19 protein-coding genes are annotated in these 16050 nt (G+C 60.9%); 6 read left to right on the forward strand and 13 right to left on the reverse strand.

Annotation, left to right across the window (positions count from 1 at the left end):
- Positions 1–5 precede the first annotated feature (5 nt).
- The 12 genes from DFLDMN_RS31755 to DFLDMN_RS31810 all read right to left on the reverse strand — a co-directional run bounded on the left by DFLDMN_RS31755 (position 6) and on the right by DFLDMN_RS31810 (position 8382).
- The gene (locus tag DFLDMN_RS31755) at positions 6–476 is read right to left on the reverse strand and encodes a hypothetical protein (RefSeq protein ID WP_423200674.1); all 471 of its coding nucleotides are present in this window, start codon (positions 474–476) and stop codon (positions 6–8) included.
- 12 nt (positions 477–488) lie between these two features.
- Complete coding sequence (locus tag DFLDMN_RS31760) at positions 489–872, reverse strand: hypothetical protein (protein WP_423200675.1); 384 nt, start codon at positions 870–872, stop codon at positions 489–491.
- Positions 873–1095: 223 nt separating this feature from the next.
- Positions 1096–1569, reverse strand: a complete 474-nt coding sequence (locus DFLDMN_RS31765) for a glycine zipper 2TM domain-containing protein (protein WP_423200676.1) — start codon at positions 1567–1569, stop codon at positions 1096–1098.
- 125 nt (positions 1570–1694) lie between these two features.
- On the reverse strand, positions 1695–1874 hold the full coding sequence (locus tag DFLDMN_RS31770; RefSeq protein WP_423200677.1) for a hypothetical protein: 180 nt from the start codon (positions 1872–1874) through the stop codon (positions 1695–1697).
- Positions 1875–2025: 151 nt separating this feature from the next.
- Positions 2026–2367 (reverse strand): DUF3085 domain-containing protein, encoded by a 342-nt coding sequence (locus tag DFLDMN_RS31775; RefSeq protein WP_423200678.1) that lies wholly within the window; start codon positions 2365–2367, stop codon positions 2026–2028.
- 188 nt (positions 2368–2555) lie between these two features.
- Positions 2556–3359, reverse strand: a complete 804-nt coding sequence (locus DFLDMN_RS31780; protein WP_423200679.1) for a PRTRC system ThiF family protein — start codon at positions 3357–3359, stop codon at positions 2556–2558.
- The gene (locus DFLDMN_RS31785) at positions 3356–3997 is read right to left on the reverse strand and encodes a PRTRC system protein A (RefSeq protein ID WP_423200680.1); all 642 of its coding nucleotides are present in this window, start codon (positions 3995–3997) and stop codon (positions 3356–3358) included. Before DFLDMN_RS31785 ends, DFLDMN_RS31780 begins: the two co-directional genes overlap by 4 nt.
- A 4-nt stretch (positions 3998–4001) precedes the next feature.
- On the reverse strand, positions 4002–4718 hold the full coding sequence (locus DFLDMN_RS31790) for a PRTRC system protein B (protein WP_423200681.1): 717 nt from the start codon (positions 4716–4718) through the stop codon (positions 4002–4004).
- An 11-nt stretch (positions 4719–4729) separates the two neighbouring features.
- Positions 4730–5863, reverse strand: a complete 1134-nt coding sequence (locus DFLDMN_RS31795; protein ID WP_423200682.1) for a PRTRC system protein F — start codon at positions 5861–5863, stop codon at positions 4730–4732.
- Between the two features lie 85 nt (positions 5864–5948).
- Positions 5949–6179, reverse strand: coding sequence for a PRTRC system protein C (locus DFLDMN_RS31800; protein ID WP_423200683.1), 231 nt, complete (start codon positions 6177–6179; stop codon positions 5949–5951).
- A gap of 11 nt (positions 6180–6190) precedes the next feature.
- The gene (locus tag DFLDMN_RS31805) at positions 6191–6640 is read right to left on the reverse strand and encodes a PRTRC system protein E (protein ID WP_423200684.1); all 450 of its coding nucleotides are present in this window, start codon (positions 6638–6640) and stop codon (positions 6191–6193) included.
- Between the two features lie 68 nt (positions 6641–6708).
- Positions 6709–8382 (reverse strand): PRTRC system ParB family protein, encoded by a 1674-nt coding sequence (locus tag DFLDMN_RS31810; RefSeq protein ID WP_423200685.1) that lies wholly within the window; start codon positions 8380–8382, stop codon positions 6709–6711.
- 686 nt (positions 8383–9068) lie between these two features.
- Between DFLDMN_RS31810 and DFLDMN_RS31815 the strand changes: the two genes are divergently transcribed.
- A complete protein-coding gene (locus DFLDMN_RS31815) occupies positions 9069–9470 on the forward strand; it encodes a hypothetical protein (RefSeq protein WP_423200686.1) in 402 nt (133 codons plus the stop codon).
- 136 nt (positions 9471–9606) lie between these two features.
- On the opposite strand, the gene DFLDMN_RS31820 is transcribed toward DFLDMN_RS31815, so the two are convergent.
- Positions 9607–10707 carry an IS5-like element ISRme1 family transposase gene (locus DFLDMN_RS31820; RefSeq protein ID WP_423200687.1) on the reverse strand — a complete coding sequence of 367 codons (1101 nt, stop codon included), beginning with the start codon at positions 10705–10707 and terminating at the stop codon, positions 9607–9609.
- 436 nt (positions 10708–11143) lie between these two features.
- Between DFLDMN_RS31820 and DFLDMN_RS31825 the strand changes: the two genes are divergently transcribed.
- The 5 genes from DFLDMN_RS31825 (at position 11144) to DFLDMN_RS31845 (ending at position 16045) form a co-directional block, all read left to right on the forward strand.
- A complete protein-coding gene (locus DFLDMN_RS31825) occupies positions 11144–11668 on the forward strand; it encodes a transposase (protein ID WP_205190082.1) in 525 nt (174 codons plus the stop codon).
- Positions 11644–11994 (forward strand): IS66 family insertion sequence element accessory protein TnpB, encoded by a 351-nt coding sequence (gene tnpB, locus DFLDMN_RS31830; protein WP_205190083.1) that lies wholly within the window; start codon positions 11644–11646, stop codon positions 11992–11994. Before DFLDMN_RS31825 ends, tnpB begins: the two co-directional genes overlap by 25 nt.
- A gap of 13 nt (positions 11995–12007) precedes the next feature.
- Positions 12008–13564, forward strand: a complete 1557-nt coding sequence (gene tnpC / locus DFLDMN_RS31835; protein ID WP_374102155.1) for an IS66 family transposase — start codon at positions 12008–12010, stop codon at positions 13562–13564.
- A gap of 319 nt (positions 13565–13883) precedes the next feature.
- Complete coding sequence (locus DFLDMN_RS31840) at positions 13884–15152, forward strand: N-6 DNA methylase (RefSeq protein ID WP_423200688.1); 1269 nt, start codon at positions 13884–13886, stop codon at positions 15150–15152.
- Entirely contained in the window at positions 15149–16045 is an 897-nt protein-coding gene (locus tag DFLDMN_RS31845; RefSeq protein WP_423200689.1) for a phosphoribosyltransferase-like protein, read from the forward strand. The genes DFLDMN_RS31840 and DFLDMN_RS31845 overlap by 4 nt, the downstream gene beginning before the upstream one ends.
- Positions 16046–16050 lie beyond the last annotated feature (5 nt).

Below are 16050 nucleotides of genomic sequence, written 5' to 3' on the forward strand. Positions count from 1 at the left end.
AAACATCACTTTTCTCCTTTCGCCAAGACTGCTCCTAGCGCAAATAGTACAGCAGCACCGAGGAGTAGGCACGCCGCGTTAATCACGACTGTGGCATTGATCGATTGCACGCCGGCAACGTATCCAGCGAAGCCAACGGAGCAGGCCGCGGACAACGTATGGTAATAGCGACCATATGCCTGCATCTGATCCTTGGTTGGGTTGGTAAGGGCGTCGGCCAGCCGACTGAGCCAACCGTCGCCGGTGGAATGCTCGGTGTCGAGCCGATAGACAGCGTCCACCATGTGCACCAGCGGAACGGAACTGCCCCTTTGATGGGCCACGAGGGCATAGCCCTCGCCGGCATCGACCGCAGTTGTGACACGTGCCGCCATCCGCTTGGGAAGCTCGACAGTATCATCCTTATGCAGCGTGGCAAACGCCGTGGTTTCTTCTCCGGAAGTGGAGTTGAACGTGACCTTAATCAGTCGACTCATGACGTACTCCTTTCAGCCACGACGCCCGGCCACCACGCGAAGCGTGGCGACGAGGTTTGCGTAGCCCTGGTCGCTGGACAGCGATTCGACGGCGACAGCGTTTTCACGGCCGCCGGTCAAATCGTCACGGTTGCGACAAGTCCGGTACGACATGAGCACACCGCCTTCGGCGCCCGCGGGATGCTTGATCTCGACGAGCAACGAATCGGTGTGCAGCGCGAACACGTCGACCTCGCGGCGACGCTGACGATGCTCCCTGATCGTGAAGTCACGTGGGCGCAACGCCATGTCTCCGGCGACGCGGCGCAGAACGCGGCAAGCATCACGACGGATCGCCTGGCATGCCGCGGTGTTGGTCGACGGATGTCGACGGGTAAAGGATTTGGGGATTTTCATGGATATCCTCGATAAGGACGGGACATCCTTCCCCAACGGGACGGTTGTCCCAGCTGGGTTGGTAGTCCGGCGATGCCGGACGGGGTCGATGCGTCAATGACGCGGGTGAAAGCGACTTGCCGAAGCCTCGGGGCTTCGGCAAGCCCTCTCGGGCTTGCAATGGGTTGGCCCGCGCGGCAAGCCGCACGGGATGGAACGAGATGGGGCTCCGACTGGAGCCCGTTTAACGCGTCAAACGGTAGCCGCCACCAGACGCCACGAGGTAGAGCTGCTGCCCCGTGACGAACTGCTGGTCGGCATCCTGCGTGATGGCGATCTGGCTGCCATTCTCCTTGCGGACAATGACTTCCAGGCCGTTGCGACGGTTCATGTGGCTGGCCACAGCTTGCGCTGCAACCGCCGACACCGTACCGGACATCGCACCAGCAATGTAACGACCATTGCCGCCGCCAATGACGCGGGCACCGAGCAGACCACCCACGACCGCCCCGACGATACCGGGGACGCCGCTATTGGCAGACGTGTAGCCATCGCTGTCGACGATCGTGACCTGGCGGACACGGACGACAGTGACGATCTCCACGGCGCCGGTCCGCATAGCTTCCGAAGTGCGATAAGCATTCGGAGACGTCTGCTGGACTGCGCAGCCGGCGAACAAGATGGAGCAAAGGGAAAGTGCGAAAAAGCGCTTGAACATGATGGCCTCGAAGACGAAAAGGGCCAACATGCCCACGGGCAGGATGGCCCGTAGGGGAAAGGGAAAGACCGGCTTATAGCCGGCATGGCAGGTCAGACACGGCGAACATGCGTTCGCCAGCCAACTCAACCGGGGGTGTAACCGAGAGCCGGACGCGGCCGCGGGCCGTTCATCACAAACCTCTCGTCAGGCGCGCGCGATTCGGTAGCGTCCGAACCGCGACAGGTGCGCGACGGCGTCTCATGCTTCGCAAAGGCGACGAAGCAAAAGCAGATGACGATAAAACCAATGAGGGATTTCTTCATGATGGTCTCAAGAAATGAGCCAACATGCCCACGGGCAAGCTGGCCCGTGGTGGGAGAAAAGAAATGTCCGGCTATACAACCGGAAGTGTCGATGCGTCTGAGACGCGGTAGGTGCGGGAATATTAACAGCGACTTTGCCCGGCAGCAACCTTCAGCTGAGGGTCTCCATACGAATAGACTCCGGCGTGACGGTGAAGCGAACATTCCGAATGGTCGGGTTGTCCAGCGCCTTGCGCATGTCGATCAACGGCAATTGCGCACCGAAGTCATCGCCGCCAAAACCGCGCAATGTATTTCCGTAGAAGTCTTTGTCCTTCTTGGGGTCACAGCCCTTGAAGTAAAAGAGACACTGCTTGTACGGCGTCGTCGCACCGGTGCTGTAGCCAATATAGGCACCACGGTCCTTCGCAATGAAGAACTCGTTCGAGCCAGCGGCGTCGCAGAAGGCGACGAGCGATGCGACTTGCGTACGGGAGAGAGTAATTTGAGGCATGAACATGCTCCGAGAATGTTGGAGCACTCCGCCAGGGCGTGTGCCCCAACGGGTTGAAAACGTTGCGTGGCAAAGCGCCACGTGTCGATGCGCCATAGACGCGAGGTGTGTCGCAATAGTAGCAGCCAGGCATGCCGTCCGGCAACGAGCGCACCGAAGAAAAAAGCCACTCCCGAAGGAGTGGCTGTTCAAACGGATTGGCGTTGCTTGCGCTTGGCTCCAGGATTGGCTGCGCCAGGCTTGTAGCCGAAGCGCTCCCATGCGACCGGATCCATCGGCAGCGCGCTCGTGCGCCCTGTCGTGAGATTGACGAAGGCGCCGTGGTACTGCAGCGTCCCGGTTCGGAACAACGTCCACAACAAGTTGTAGGCCTGCACCGCAATCGCCTGATTGATGACCAACGACTGTTTCTGCAATGCGTCCGCCATCGAGCAAGAAGGCGCCACGTCAGACTTATCTCCTTTCGGGTCCAGTAGCTCCGGATAGAGATCGCCCACATGAGGAAGCCGTTCCGCCGATTTGCCGCGCACTTGGCCCAGGATCACCTGACCACTGTCCGACTCGTTGCCGCAGTCGAGATAGTAGCCACCCGTGCCGCGCTGCATGGCACCGAGGATTGCCTTGCGTGCAGCCCGCGTATCAACGCAGCCGATCACGAGGTCACACACGAATCGGTCGCCGCTGCCTATCCTGCGGGTCTGCGCTTCCCAGCGCGTGCCCATCAGGTTGTTCAGCCGGTTCACGATCAGTGTGGCCTTGTGCTGGCCGACGTCGACTGGATAGAAGCCCTGCCGACCGACGTTGGTCTCGCTGACGGTGTCGTCATCGTAGACCGTGCAGTCGATACCTCCGGGGTGCCCGAGCTCCAGCATGGCGTGATGCAACCGTGCAAGATTCGGCAACAGCGCGCTGCCGGTGCCACCGGCACCGACTACCGCCACCTTCCAAGCGTGCGTGGTCATGGCCGCGGGGATTCGATGCTCGAAGGTCATGCCAGCACCTCCTCGCGAGCAGCTGCATACCACTCTGCAGGCACCCGCTCCACCTTCTCGAAGATTCCCTTGGCACAGAACCGTAGCGCCATCGATGGTGCATGCGCCGCGCAATTGCCGATCACGAACGCGAACTTCACGTCATGACGGTCATCCTCGTCGTCGGTCGCCGAAAAGTACGCGGGATGGCTGCCATGGGAATGGCAGTCGACCACCAGCACGTCGTCATCGGCCAGCATAGGGCGCTCGTACTTCAGATGCCCGCCGCTGTGCTCAAGGATGCCGACCGGGATCAGCCGGAACGCCGCGCTAGCGGCATTCCAGACGATCCAGGCACCGGTTTCCTTCGGGTGCGCAGCCCGTGCCATGGCAGCAAACTCACCGATCAGCGCGGCAGGCACGCGGCCGCAACGCAGATCGATCGTTTCTGCCACCTCGCCATAGGGAATGGCAGTGCGATGGCTGAAGACGCCTAGCCGGCGCACCACGCGAATCCAGGGTCGGGCGATCTCGAGGAAAACACCGTTCGAAGCGATGAGCAGGCGCTCACCGGGCCGGTCCATCGCCGCAACCTGCCCAAAGCGCGGCACCATGACGGATGGAAATGACCCTTGCAGGGCCGTGTCTGCAGGATGCATTGGACTACTCCAGTTTGCCGGCGATCAGATCAGCCAGTGTGCTTTTCATAGGAACGAGGACGTGCGTCGGATAGTCGGTGAACCGACCATCGAGCATGTCCTTCCAAAAGGCGTACTCCCCCTTTTCGTAGGTGAGACGTTTGCCGCCGTGATTGGGATGGGTGAAGGCCGAGTCAAAGAAGCCGCTCTCCCAGCTGTCGATCGACGCCGCATCGATTTGCTTCGGCACATGTGCCGAGCCGATGCAGATCTTTCCGTGGTCCCAGGTGTTGAAGTACGGTGGCTCGAACAGCGCAGTGCCTGGTACAGGACGTTCGTCGCCCTGTACCGCAAAGACTGCAAAACCGGCCTGAGACGCCTGGAATACAAGGCCCGGATGCGGCACGATCGCGTTGCGCTTGCCCAACTCCTTGCAAGAAAAGAAAACACGTCGCATCGCCGGCGGGCACCACCATGTGATGGCACTCGGGCCGATCGACAGCACGTTCGGGGTGAGGAACTCTCCCTTCGGCAGCGCATGCTGCGCAACCTCGCGGACGGCGTGGATAAGCGCCATACGATTGAGCGGCACGCCCGCACCGATCACCGGACGCGAGGAGGCGTCGGTCTCAATGCGATGCGCGGTGGCGTAGGAAAACTGCCCGGGCCCCTGCCCATAAAGCAAAATGGCCCCTTGAAGGGCCACGTCTTGAGACCGCGACGCGGTCAGGATACTGGCCATACGGCCTCCTTTCAGTTGAAATGCTCAAGCACACGATCCATTACCGCGATCAGCTTGAGCGTGTCGTGTAGGGCGGCGTATTGCCGCTTGATAGCCGCTTGCTTCGCAGCAAGGGGGATAAAGCACTGGAAAAACGTCGCGTAGCCGCCGTTGTTGGCGCACTCGAAGTGGTCATCAAGTACTTGACCAACGTAGTCAGTGTGTTCATACGCGAGGGTGGCGGCCGAATAGGCTGGTTCCGCCCATTGCGCGTTCTGTAGCAGAGTCGCGTTGCCCATCTGTCTGAGCGCCAGGTCGAGATCCGCAAGTGCGCCGCATAGGCTACCGCGCCAGTCGTTCGCAGCAGCGCGCGCCAACTCACGCAGCTTGCGGCGGCTCAGGAGAGAGAGCTTCCTGTCCTTCTGCGCCCACTGCCACTTCGGCAACGTTTCGTCCGGGGCGAGCACCGGGCGGACAACCGAAGGCAGATACCGGTTGATATCCGGATCGTCCCCACCGAAGCGCTCCTTGAGGTGCTCGCGCGCATCCTCGTCGTCGGTCAGCGGTTCAAAGTCCCAATGCCAACGCGCGAACATATCCAGCAAATCGTCCGGCGTTCTGAGGTGCAGCGACTTGGAAGCAGCTGCGCGGATCAGGTGGAACGTCATGAAGACCAACGAAGGATGCAATTCACGCAATGCCGCCGCGCGCGCTTCTGTGACGGTATAGACCGTCTCCTCTTCGAGGCGAATGCCAAGATAGAGAGCCGAGGTCTCCTGCATATCGAAGCCGAAATCGGCGATCTCTGTCTCTACCGCCTGGTGGTCGATAAGAGTGAAGTCGAAGCTCAGCACCTTGGTGGCCGGCATGCGCGGTGCAAGCCAGCCGTGGAAGGCCTGGGCGAATGCATCTCCCGCGCTGGACGGACTGGTTACATGCTCGGCGTCGAGCACACCAGCGCGAAACTGTGCCAAGACCAGATCCTTCAGATCGATCTCGTCACCGAAGCTGAGTCGCGCCGTCGCGGGAAGACGCGCCGGGATGGCGGGGAGCGTCAGAAAACCATGGGCAGGTCGACGTTGGGCAACGGGATGCTGTCGCGCAGGCGTCCATCCGGGTTGTCCTGCATCGACCGCTGGAACAAACGACCGAGGGTCGAACAGCATTGTTGAGTCTCCTCAGAATGTAAAAAAACCGCCCTTTCGGGCGGCTCCGCGGTTGTGGGGAACTGGCCAGCGGCCAGTGCCTTCATCAGGTCAGATTTACGCATGCCGCGCCCTTTGCGCCAGCGGCGCGCACGAACGTGAAGCGCGCAACACCGTCCTTTACCTCCGGGCCATCCACCGCAGCGGTGGTCAGCTCGGGATATTGGGCGGAGTAGACATCGCGCACCTGGTCGGGCGAGAACTGCGGACTCACGTCGGGCAGCGTCATGCCGTTGTAGGAGAACACGCGCGTGAGCTTGGTGACTTCGAGTGTCATGGTGGTTCTCCTTACAGCAGCGATGCGAGGTCGGTACCGGTGATGGCCGGTGCGGCGGTGTCGGCCTTCGCCTCCACCTTCGCATCGGCCGCCGTCGATCCACCCTCTTCGGCATCGTCGTCGCCATCATCCGCAGCACCGCCCGAAGGCGTTGCCGCCTTGGCCAACGCTTTCGTTGCCTTGGAAGACTGGGTCGACTTCGCGGCATCCAGAATGGACTTCGTGGCTTCGGCCTGTTCGGCGAGCGACCGGTGCGCATCCGTCACGCCCGTCAGGGTCGCAGCGAACTCGGCATCCAGTTCCGCGGGCGTCGCGGTGAGCGAAAGCGGCGTGGTCAGCGCCGCGTCAGCGGCGTTCTTGATGACGGGCATGACGACTACGGTCATCGCGTCGCCGGTCATGGTCAGGGTGAGGACGACTTTGTCGGCCGCACGCACGAGGGGTGCAAGTTCAGTGAACATAGGTGAAATGGAGTGGGGAATCAGAAAAGACAGAAGGCGCCTGGAGCGCCCTCTGGATGGGTGAACAACTAGTAGTGCAGGACCTTCGGCACCTTGCCGTTGTAGTCGAAGTCCTTCACCGCCAACAGGCCGGCAATGACTTCCGGCTTGGGCTTGTTGAACAGCTTGGCGAACTGATCACCGAGCGCGTTGCGGATACCCATCTCGTCGGCAAGCACCTTCATCTCCGACTTGGTGAGCATTTCGAGGAAGTCCTGCGACTTCTGCAGGTTCCAGTGCAGCATGAGATCGAGCTTGTGATAACGGCACAGGTCACGAAGAGTCGTCACGTCCATGCCGTCGATCGCCGCCACCGTCGTTGCGACGGTCAGCTGCTGACGCTTGCCGGCGTCCAACGCGTGTACCGCCGTCAGACAGCCAGGGAAGGTAGAAGATGCCTTCTGTTCCGTCAGCTTCTCGAAGAACTTGCCCATCGTGTCGCCAGTGATGGTGCGAGCCAGCCCGTGCAGGGCGATCGAGATCAGATACGCGTTGGCGAGCTCGGCATTCTGCGCGACTTCCTTGCGCAGTGCCTTGCGCCACAGCGCAGTACGATAGGTCTTGACCTTGTCGGATTCGCTGATCGCTGTCACCGGCTTCTCCGCAGCCGAAGCCGACGAATCGCCCTTCTTCGCAGGTGCCGCTCTGCCGCCCGTAGCCTGTTTGGCTTCGGTTGGCTTGGCCGCTTCCTTCTCAGCTTTGATGCGGGCAGCAACCTTTTGCTGGTTGCACACCGTGTCGAAGCACTGTCCGCTGTAGACCTTGCCCATGGAGTCGGGCAGACCACTGACCGCGGCGCCGAAGTTCTGACAGGCGTGGCAGGCTTTCGCCTGCTCTTCGCCGACGCCAGTCGGGCCTTCGACCTTCAGCTGGATCCGGGTGTGGTTGTCACCCGGGCGGATGATCCGCACGATCGGATACTCGTCCTTGAGCCCGTAGGCAATGCCTTCGAGCTTGCGGGTGAGCTTGCCGTCGTAACACGCGCGGTTGGTACAGTTCCCGGTGGCGATCGCCTCGCCGAACATCTCCGTCTGCAACGACGAATTGTGCGGACAGGCGGCGCATTCGGTCTTGTCGAAGATGGCGGCCTCGAGGCTGCACGCGGCCGCCTCGATCGTTTTCCTCAGCTCGGCAACGGCCTTCTTCTCGCTCACGATGACCGGCAGAAGCTTGTCCTGCTTGTCCTTGGCGAGCGTGGCCAGCAGTTCGGCGTGGCCGAGCTGGATGGTACGGGTGTTGAGCGCTTCCAGAACAGATTCGCTGCAGTTCATCAGCGCCAGGCGCTTGTCAAGTGTGGAGCGTGACCAGCCAAGCTGGCGGGCCACTTCGTCGCGGTCGCCTTTCAGCTGGCCAACGAGTTCAGCCGCGGACACGGCCTCCTCCGACGGCGCCATGTCGGCGCGCTGCACGTTCTCGATGAGCGCGTAGCGGCGAGCTTCGGCGTCCGTCAGGACCTTAATGTTGACGGGCATCTCGTACCCGTCGCCGTGGGCCGCAAGCGCAGCGCGGTAGCGGCGTTCACCGGCAACCACCTCGTACTCATGACCGCGCTCTTCGTCCTCGACGGGACGGATGAGGATCGGCTGGATGACACCGTCCAGGCGAATGGATTCGGTCAGTTCAGCCATCTCCGCAGGGTCGAAATACTTGCGCGGGTTGCAGCCAAGACGGATCTTGCCAATAACGACAGTGGGATTTTTCATTGTGGGTTCTCGCGGAAATGGGGAACCCGTTGCCGCACCGGGAACGTGGTTCCCGATGGGATGGAAGGATGGACTACCAGGCTATGCTGGCCGGCCACCGTACTGCAGAAGCTGGCACTGGGGGGTGCGGGGTCGATGCGTCTGGGACGCGGTAGGTGCCGAAAGAATACATAAAGTTTGGTAGGCAGGCAACCGCCCAGAAGCGTCGGAACGGCTGAGACCGGCCAAAAACAGCCCGTGAGCTGAAGCCACCGGATGACAGCCTCTATGCCAGCTTCGGTCATCGCACAGAAAGGCGCCGCGGATACAAGATGCCGCTTGCCGCAGTCGTCAGGGAGATCGGTTGCAGATGGATGCCGGGGTGCTCATCGTTCGTCGCGAAGGGTCGTGTTCTAACCCACCCCACAGCACCATCTGTTGGCAAAAAAACATCGAAAATGCCGAGAATGCCAGCGTCGTTCCAATGTATCTTAGACGTGGCATAATCTGGCGCAAAAAGGAGGAGTTATGACGGACAAGAAGAAGGCACCTACGCCGCAGCCTGGCCAGACGCGCATTCCGTCGCGGGATGGTTTTTCACACGACCAAGCACCCAGGCGCCAGCCCATCAATGAGGAGCGTGCGCGCGTGATGCCACGAGACCAACTTACCCCGCCGCCACCTATCCCTCGGAAGAAGGGATAAGAATGGAAGAATGGGACGAAAGCGTTTGGGCGCGTCGTCACGAGCTCCTTTGTCGGTGCTGGATTTCGCGCATCTATCATCAGAAGCGCGAGCGGTTTTTTGACATGTGCGACTCCCTCACCAAGGCCGTGTCTATTCTCGGCGGCACTGTCGCGATCACGCGTCTCGCAACGCCAGACCAAATGATGATCGCCGCCGCCGCAATCACGGTAACGTCGACGGCGAGCCTAGTCTTCGGTTACTCAAAGAAGGCTCGGACGCACGCCGACCTCTCGAAAGCATTCGCAGACCTGGAGGCGCGAATCGTGGCAAAGGGCATGTTCGATGACGCTCAAGCCAACGCTTTTCAGGCCGAACTGGTCAAGGCCGAGATCGGCGAGCCTCGCGCCCTAGCAGGCTGCTGAAGTACTAGCCGCGTAAAAAGCGAAGCTTCCCTCTACAAGCCTGAGGGGCTCGCTATTTTTCACAATCCGGAAGCGCGGCGTCACTTCACCGACTTTTTCGTTGATTTGACGACCGTTTCGGGCCTCATCACCACGATTACTGCAACTGTGGGCGGATTTGTCCCAGCGAGCGCATGCGCACGAGGTTGTAGGCGGCCATACTCAGCACAAACATTTGGTCGACCTTCTTTCGACCGCGCACCATTACCTGGCGCATGCGCCCAACGGTCTTGGCCCATCCAAAGCCTTGTTCAATCAGCTTGCGCTTTTGCTGTGAGATGGCATAACCCTTGGTGCCTGCAATGGCGTCGGGAACGGCCGAGCGCCGGCCGGAGGTGTTTTGTGCGACGTGCGGCGTCACCTTCATCTCCAGGCAGGCTTGAATGAACTCGTGCGCGTCGTAGCCCTTGTCCGCACCCACGGTGACTTCCACATTCAGGTCCTCAATCACCTGCCTGGCATCGTTAAGCATGACCTTCGCGGCCTCGCGCTCGGCGTGTCCGTCCGCATTGGTCACCATGGCGCTGACCACCAGGCCGTGGCGGTTGTCGCTCAAGGTATGACCCATGTAGCGCAGTTCACTGGCGGTTTTGCCCTTGCGATACAGCCTGGCATCGGGATCGGTTTTGGACTCGTGCGTCTCGTTGCTGCGCTTTTCACCCTTGAAGTCAGCACCGTCGTTATCGTCTTTGTCGTCGCCATCCTTGCGTACAAAGCTCTTGTGGCCAGCCCACGCCTTAATCAACGTGCCGTCGACGCTGAAGTGCTCGCCCGACAGCCAGTCCTTCTTCTGCGCGATGACCAGCACTTCGTTGAAGAAGTCGATCACGGCATCGTGCTTGATCAGCCGTTCCCGGTTCTTGCTGAAGACGCTGGGCACCCAGACCACATCATCCATCGCCAGGCCAATGAACCAGCGATACAGCAAGTTGTAGTGCGTCTGTTCCATGAGCTGGCGCTCCGACCGGACGCTGTAGAGCACCTGCAGCAGCATGGCCCGCAGCAACTTCTCCGGCGCGATGCTGGGCCGGCCACCCTTGATATCGGCCTCGTACATTTGCGCGAACAGCCGATCCATCTTCGCCAGCGCCTGGTTCGCCATGGTGCGGATCGGGCGCAAGGGGTGGGACTTCGGCACGAAATCTTCCAGCCGCCGCATGGTGAACAAACTTTCGGTGAAGGTGTCAGCGCCGCGCATGAATGTGGGGTTGTATGGAGTCCTCAGATTAACGCTTCAGCTAGTCGTCGCGCGGACATCCGCTGCCGGTATTTCAGCAGCCTGCTAGGTGCGCTAGTCCGCATATGCCAAAATGAAATGGCTTATGCTCAAGGGCACGAGGACAGGGTAAAGAAGGTGTCTCTGTGGCAACGCCTATTCGCCCACCTCTACGACTTCGATATGTCGGCCACCAACTAGGATGTACACGCCATTGCCCGCTCAGTACATCGCGCACCCGCCGAATCGGAGCCAAGCAGTCCGAACGCGTCGGCGAGACTTGGGTGCCGTGGGGCTCGCGGGAGGCCCCGCTACCAATGCCCGTTGTACTTGGAAAGTAAGCCGTCCTTCAAACACGCCCTACCGAGGTAGTCGATGAGTAGGGATGATGGTGTCCACCTACACAAGGTGGACACCTATGGAACAGACGATCCCTGAGTTGAGAGTGCTTGAATCGCGCAAGGACGGCCGTCGCAAGTTCGACGAGCAAAGCAAACGCGCGTTGGTTGAGGCCTGCCTGAAGCCGGGCACATCGGTCGCCCGCATGGCGCAGACCTGCGGCGTCAACGCCAATCTGCTGCGCAAGTGGATCACGCGGTATCTGATGGAGCGGGAGCAAGCGTGGCAGGAGGCAACGCAGCCGCCCCAAGCGGTCATACCCGAAGCACCGGACGCGGGCCACCTCGATGGTGTGTGTATCGACATCCCGGCTCAGCCGGCAAGTGAAGCCACGGCAAGCCAGGCCGCGACTGCGTTTGTACCGGTCGTGACAGCGTCTGCGCCAAGGGCGACAGCGCCGCAACCACAGGCCCTGACCGTTGCTCTGCACGTGCGGCTTCCCAATGGAGTCGAGTTCGATCTGAACGAGGCGAACATCGAGGCCATGGCGGCGATCATCCAGATGCTGGGGAGGCAGCCATGTTTCGGTTCGACGACGGCCTGAAGGTCTTTCTGCATCGCGAGGCCGTGGACTTCCGTCTGGGCATCAACGGCCTGTCGATCCTGGTCGAGCAGGCGATGTCGCTCAATCCGATGGCACAGGCACTGTACGTGTTCGGCAATCGCCGGCGCGACCGCATCAAGATCCTCGGCTGGGACGGCAACGGCTTCTGGATGTTGCTCAAACGCCTGGAAGCCGACCGCTTCATCTGGCCCGACACGGTCGACGTCGTCAAGCTGAGCGTCGAGCAGTTGCACTGGTTGCTGGACGGCATCGACATTGCCGTCGTCAAGAAGCATCCGCAGCGTTTCTACGCACGCGCGAGCTGAACTGCACATGGGCATGTCGGTCCAAGCCGACATGCCCATCACAATCAGCGCCGAAGAACTCCAGGAACTGCTCGCAGAGCGCGATGCTCTGCGCAGCGAGTTGCGGCTGGTTAAGGCCGAACGTGATCTCGCCGAGGAGCGGCTGCGGGCCTACCGCCGCGAACTGTTCGGCGCGACCAGCGAGGCTCGCGATGCAGGCCAGCTCGGTCTGTTCAACGAAGCCGAAGCCCTGACGGCCGGCGCGCAACCGGCACTGGAAGATGTGCCCGGCACAAAGGTCGCCGCACACACGCGCAAGAAGCGCGGCCGCAAGCCCCTGGACCCCAATCTGCCGCGCGAGGTGGTGCGCCACGACCTGCCCGAGTCCGAGCGCTTCTGCGCGAACGATGGTCATGCTCTGGTCGAGATCGGTGTCGAGACCAGCGAGCAGCTCGACGTGATTCCCGAACAGGTCCGCGTCATCCAGCACCAGCGCGTCAAGTACGCCTGCCCGTGCTGCGATCTGGGCATCAAGGTCACGCCGGCACCGGCACGCATCATCCCCCGTGGCCTGTTCACCGAATCGGCGCTGGCGTGGATTGCCACCGGCAAGTACCAGTTTGGTATGCCGCTGTACCGCCAAGCCGGCTTGCTGCGCCGCTTCGGCGGCGACATCTCGGCCAACACGATTGCCGCCAGCATGGTACGCGTTGGCTTGGCCGTGCAGCCCGTGATCAACCTGATGCGCGACACGCTGTTCGAGTCGGATCTGATCCATGGCGACGAGACGACCTTCCAGGTTCTGAAGGAGCCAGGACGGCGAGCGCAGGCCAAGAGCTATGTCTGGGTGCAAATGAACGGCTCGGGGCCGCCCGTGCGGCTGTTCAGCTACGCCCCTGGGCGTGGTGCGGCGCATGCCAAGGCGATCTATGCTGGCATCCGTCCCGGCACGGCATTGATCACCGACGGCTATGAACTCTACAACGGCCTGGCGCTGGACAACCAGCTCGTCCACTTGGGCTGCTGGGCCCACGCGCGCCGCGGCTTCATCAAGGCCGAGGAGGCGGTGCCGAAGGCGGCACGCACCCCGCAGTTGACGGCCACGCGCTTCGTCAAGCTCGTCGGCAGGCTGTTCGCGGCAGAAGCACGTTCGGCAGACTGGTCACCGGCGCGCAGACAACGGCTGCGCCAGCGCTACAGCACGCACGTCCTGTGGGCGATCGAGGCGCTGCTGCGCGAGCAGTTGCCAATCGTGGTGCCGGGCAGCCTCTTGGGCCGCGCAATGCAGTATCTCCACGGCCAGTGGCCCAAGCTCGTGCGCTACGTGGAGGATGGCACATGGCCGATCTCCAACAATCCCTGCGAGAACGCGATCCGCCCGTTTGTTCTCGGAAGAAAGGGATGGCTGTTCGCGACGACCGTGGCTGGCGCCAACGCCAGTGCCAATCTCTACTCGCTGGTCGAAACCTGCAAGGCCAACGGTATCGACTCGTACCAGTATCTCGTCTGGCTGTTCAGGAAACTCCCGTTGGCGACGACTGCCGATGACTACGCTGCTCTCTTGCCTTGGGCTATGCCTGCAACGTGCTGAGAGGCGTTGCTGAAGGACTGCTTACCTTGGAAAGATTGCTACGCGGGCGCGCAACTAGGTAGGTCAGCTCAGTAAGCGGAGGCTTGTACTTTTTAGGCAAGGATTGCAATGCCAGCGACGAGCCGAAATGAACAGCGACTAAGGTTAGAGCGCCTCAAGGCGAAAAGCCGCAGGTAAGGCGGGGCCGGCACCAAATCCGGGCGCGTGTTGCGCACCTGCCTCGTCAGCCCCTCGTCGCCCTGAAAAAGCGTCAAACGCCGATATAATCGTGACCTTTCCACGGCCGCGGATGCATCACAATATGGAGACCCGCTCGCGAGTGAGACCAGCGCTTTCGCCCCAAATTGACCTGTCGCGGCCCAGTGTGACGGCCGACAGTTGGGGCCGCTATTACACAGCAGAGTGGGTGGGGCGGAGCCTAATCGGCGCCATGGCGGCCGCACGGCCGCGCCTTATTGTGGAATTGGGTGCAGGACGGGGCGCGCTAGCAACGGCTGCCGCCAAGAAATGGAAGCACGCGCAGTTAATTACCGTCGACATGGATCATGGAGCGACGCGCGTCTTAGGCAGCCTGCTCGGGGGCAAGCCCGGAACTCATAAGCATCATGTTCACGATGCGCTCGACGACGACCTCGCCGCACACATCGGTTTATCGCTAGGAAGCGTCGATGTGGCCGTGTGCAATCCGCCGTACGTAAGGCCCCGATGGCGCTCAAGTTTTGGTCGCATCCTGGAGGACGCAGGTCTTTCTGGTGCATTGGAGTCGGTCCACGATGCCGGCGCCGATCTGCTTTTCATCGCGCAAAATCTACGGCTGCTAAAACAGCATGGAAAGCTCGGCCTTATTCTGCCAGACGGATTGATCACGGCCGAGAAATTTGCCGGCGTCCGCGGCACGCTGCTGCGCGAACATCGCGTTGAGCAGGTCGTGCAATTGCCGCGTCGTGTTTTCGCTGGCACGGAAGCGCAGACGTACCTCGTGGTGCTGTCGAAACGGGCCGGGGAAACCGACACGGTGACGCTGCGACGAGTGGGACAAGACGGCAGCGTGTCATCGCCGTTGGCCATCACAGCCGATTTGGCACGGCGGAGGCTCGACTATGACTACCATGTATCCCTCGACGCAATACGCATTGCGCGCAAGCGCAAGCGCCCGCAGTACCTACGCGATATTGCTACTGGCGTGACCCGCGGCTCTTTCAGTTCGCAAGAGATCGCGGAGTGCGATTGGCCAGTCTTTCATCTCACCGATTTTGTAACGGGAACCCTGGTAGTGCCGAAGCGGTTCAGCTTGTCTAAGCGCGCGCGGGAATTCTTGCCTCCCAACGCACGCCTATCCCTTCCAGGCGATATCCTAATTGCCAGAATTGGAAGAAATCTTCATGAGAAGGTCGCCATTGTGAAACACGGCTCGTGCACCGTCAGCGACTGTGTATTTACACTCCGGGTTGCGCAGGATAAACGGGAGGCACTGCTGCAGTACCTCGCGAGTCCGCGTGGAAGGCAACTTCTCCAAGCATCGGCTCATGGCGTAGGCGCGCGCTATCTTTCGATGACGGACCTACTGGATCTTGAGGTGCCGACGTGACAGGGGCGGACGTCGATCATGAGCGGGCAGTAACTTTTGATCAGCTTGCGCTGGAAAAATCCGTACGCTTACTCTGCAAGACAGATGTCCGACGGGCTCCGCTTACCCTGGAGCGCGTCAAGACATGGATCCATCAGTTTGAAGGAGATCGAGAGCGAACATTGGCGTGGCTTATACTTCGCCACCTCATCTACCGGACTAGCCCGCAACTTGAATCAAGCCTTCGACAAGGCTTGAAGGAGGCCGTCATATACTATCTCCGCCGCGCCGGCCTTGCCGGCGAGGTGGACTGGAAAGCGGCGCTTGCCGGGCAGACGCCGACCCTGAGCTTTTCCTGCGGTCCACCGTCCGCCAATTCAATGACAAGCCCGGGCAAGAGCGGGGAGATCGTGACGCGGATGGTGCATCGCGGCTACGGGTTGAACAAGTGGTATCCGCACGGCATCTCGAAACTCGAAGCAAACGAGCGCTACCTCGTTGTGGACGATGGGACATACACCGCTGAACAGTTGATCGCATTCTTAGAAGGCTGGACGCTTAACTACGCTGACGGCAACGTTGCGATCGTTGTGGGTCTCGCGCATCAGCGTGCTGTTGATGCTATAGCGAAGCGCTTTCCTACGGTGCAACTCTTCGCCGGTGAACTCTTAACCGAGAAAAACAGCTTGCGGTGGCTCAGTCAACGCTGGATGGCTGACGACCAGTGGCCGTATCGTGAAGAAACGCCACACGAGACCTATCTACACGCATGCAGGCGCGTAGGACTTAGCGACAATGCGGAAGGATTCGGATCACTAGGTCTAATGGTCGCATTCGAGCATGGCATACCGGATGATTCCTTAAGACTGCTGTGGGACAAGTCTAGAACCTGGACACCACTGATTGAGCGATGAGCGGT

Source organism: Cupriavidus sp. H19C3 (genome assembly GCF_049393815.1).
GTDB lineage: Bacteria > Pseudomonadota > Gammaproteobacteria > Burkholderiales > Burkholderiaceae > Cupriavidus.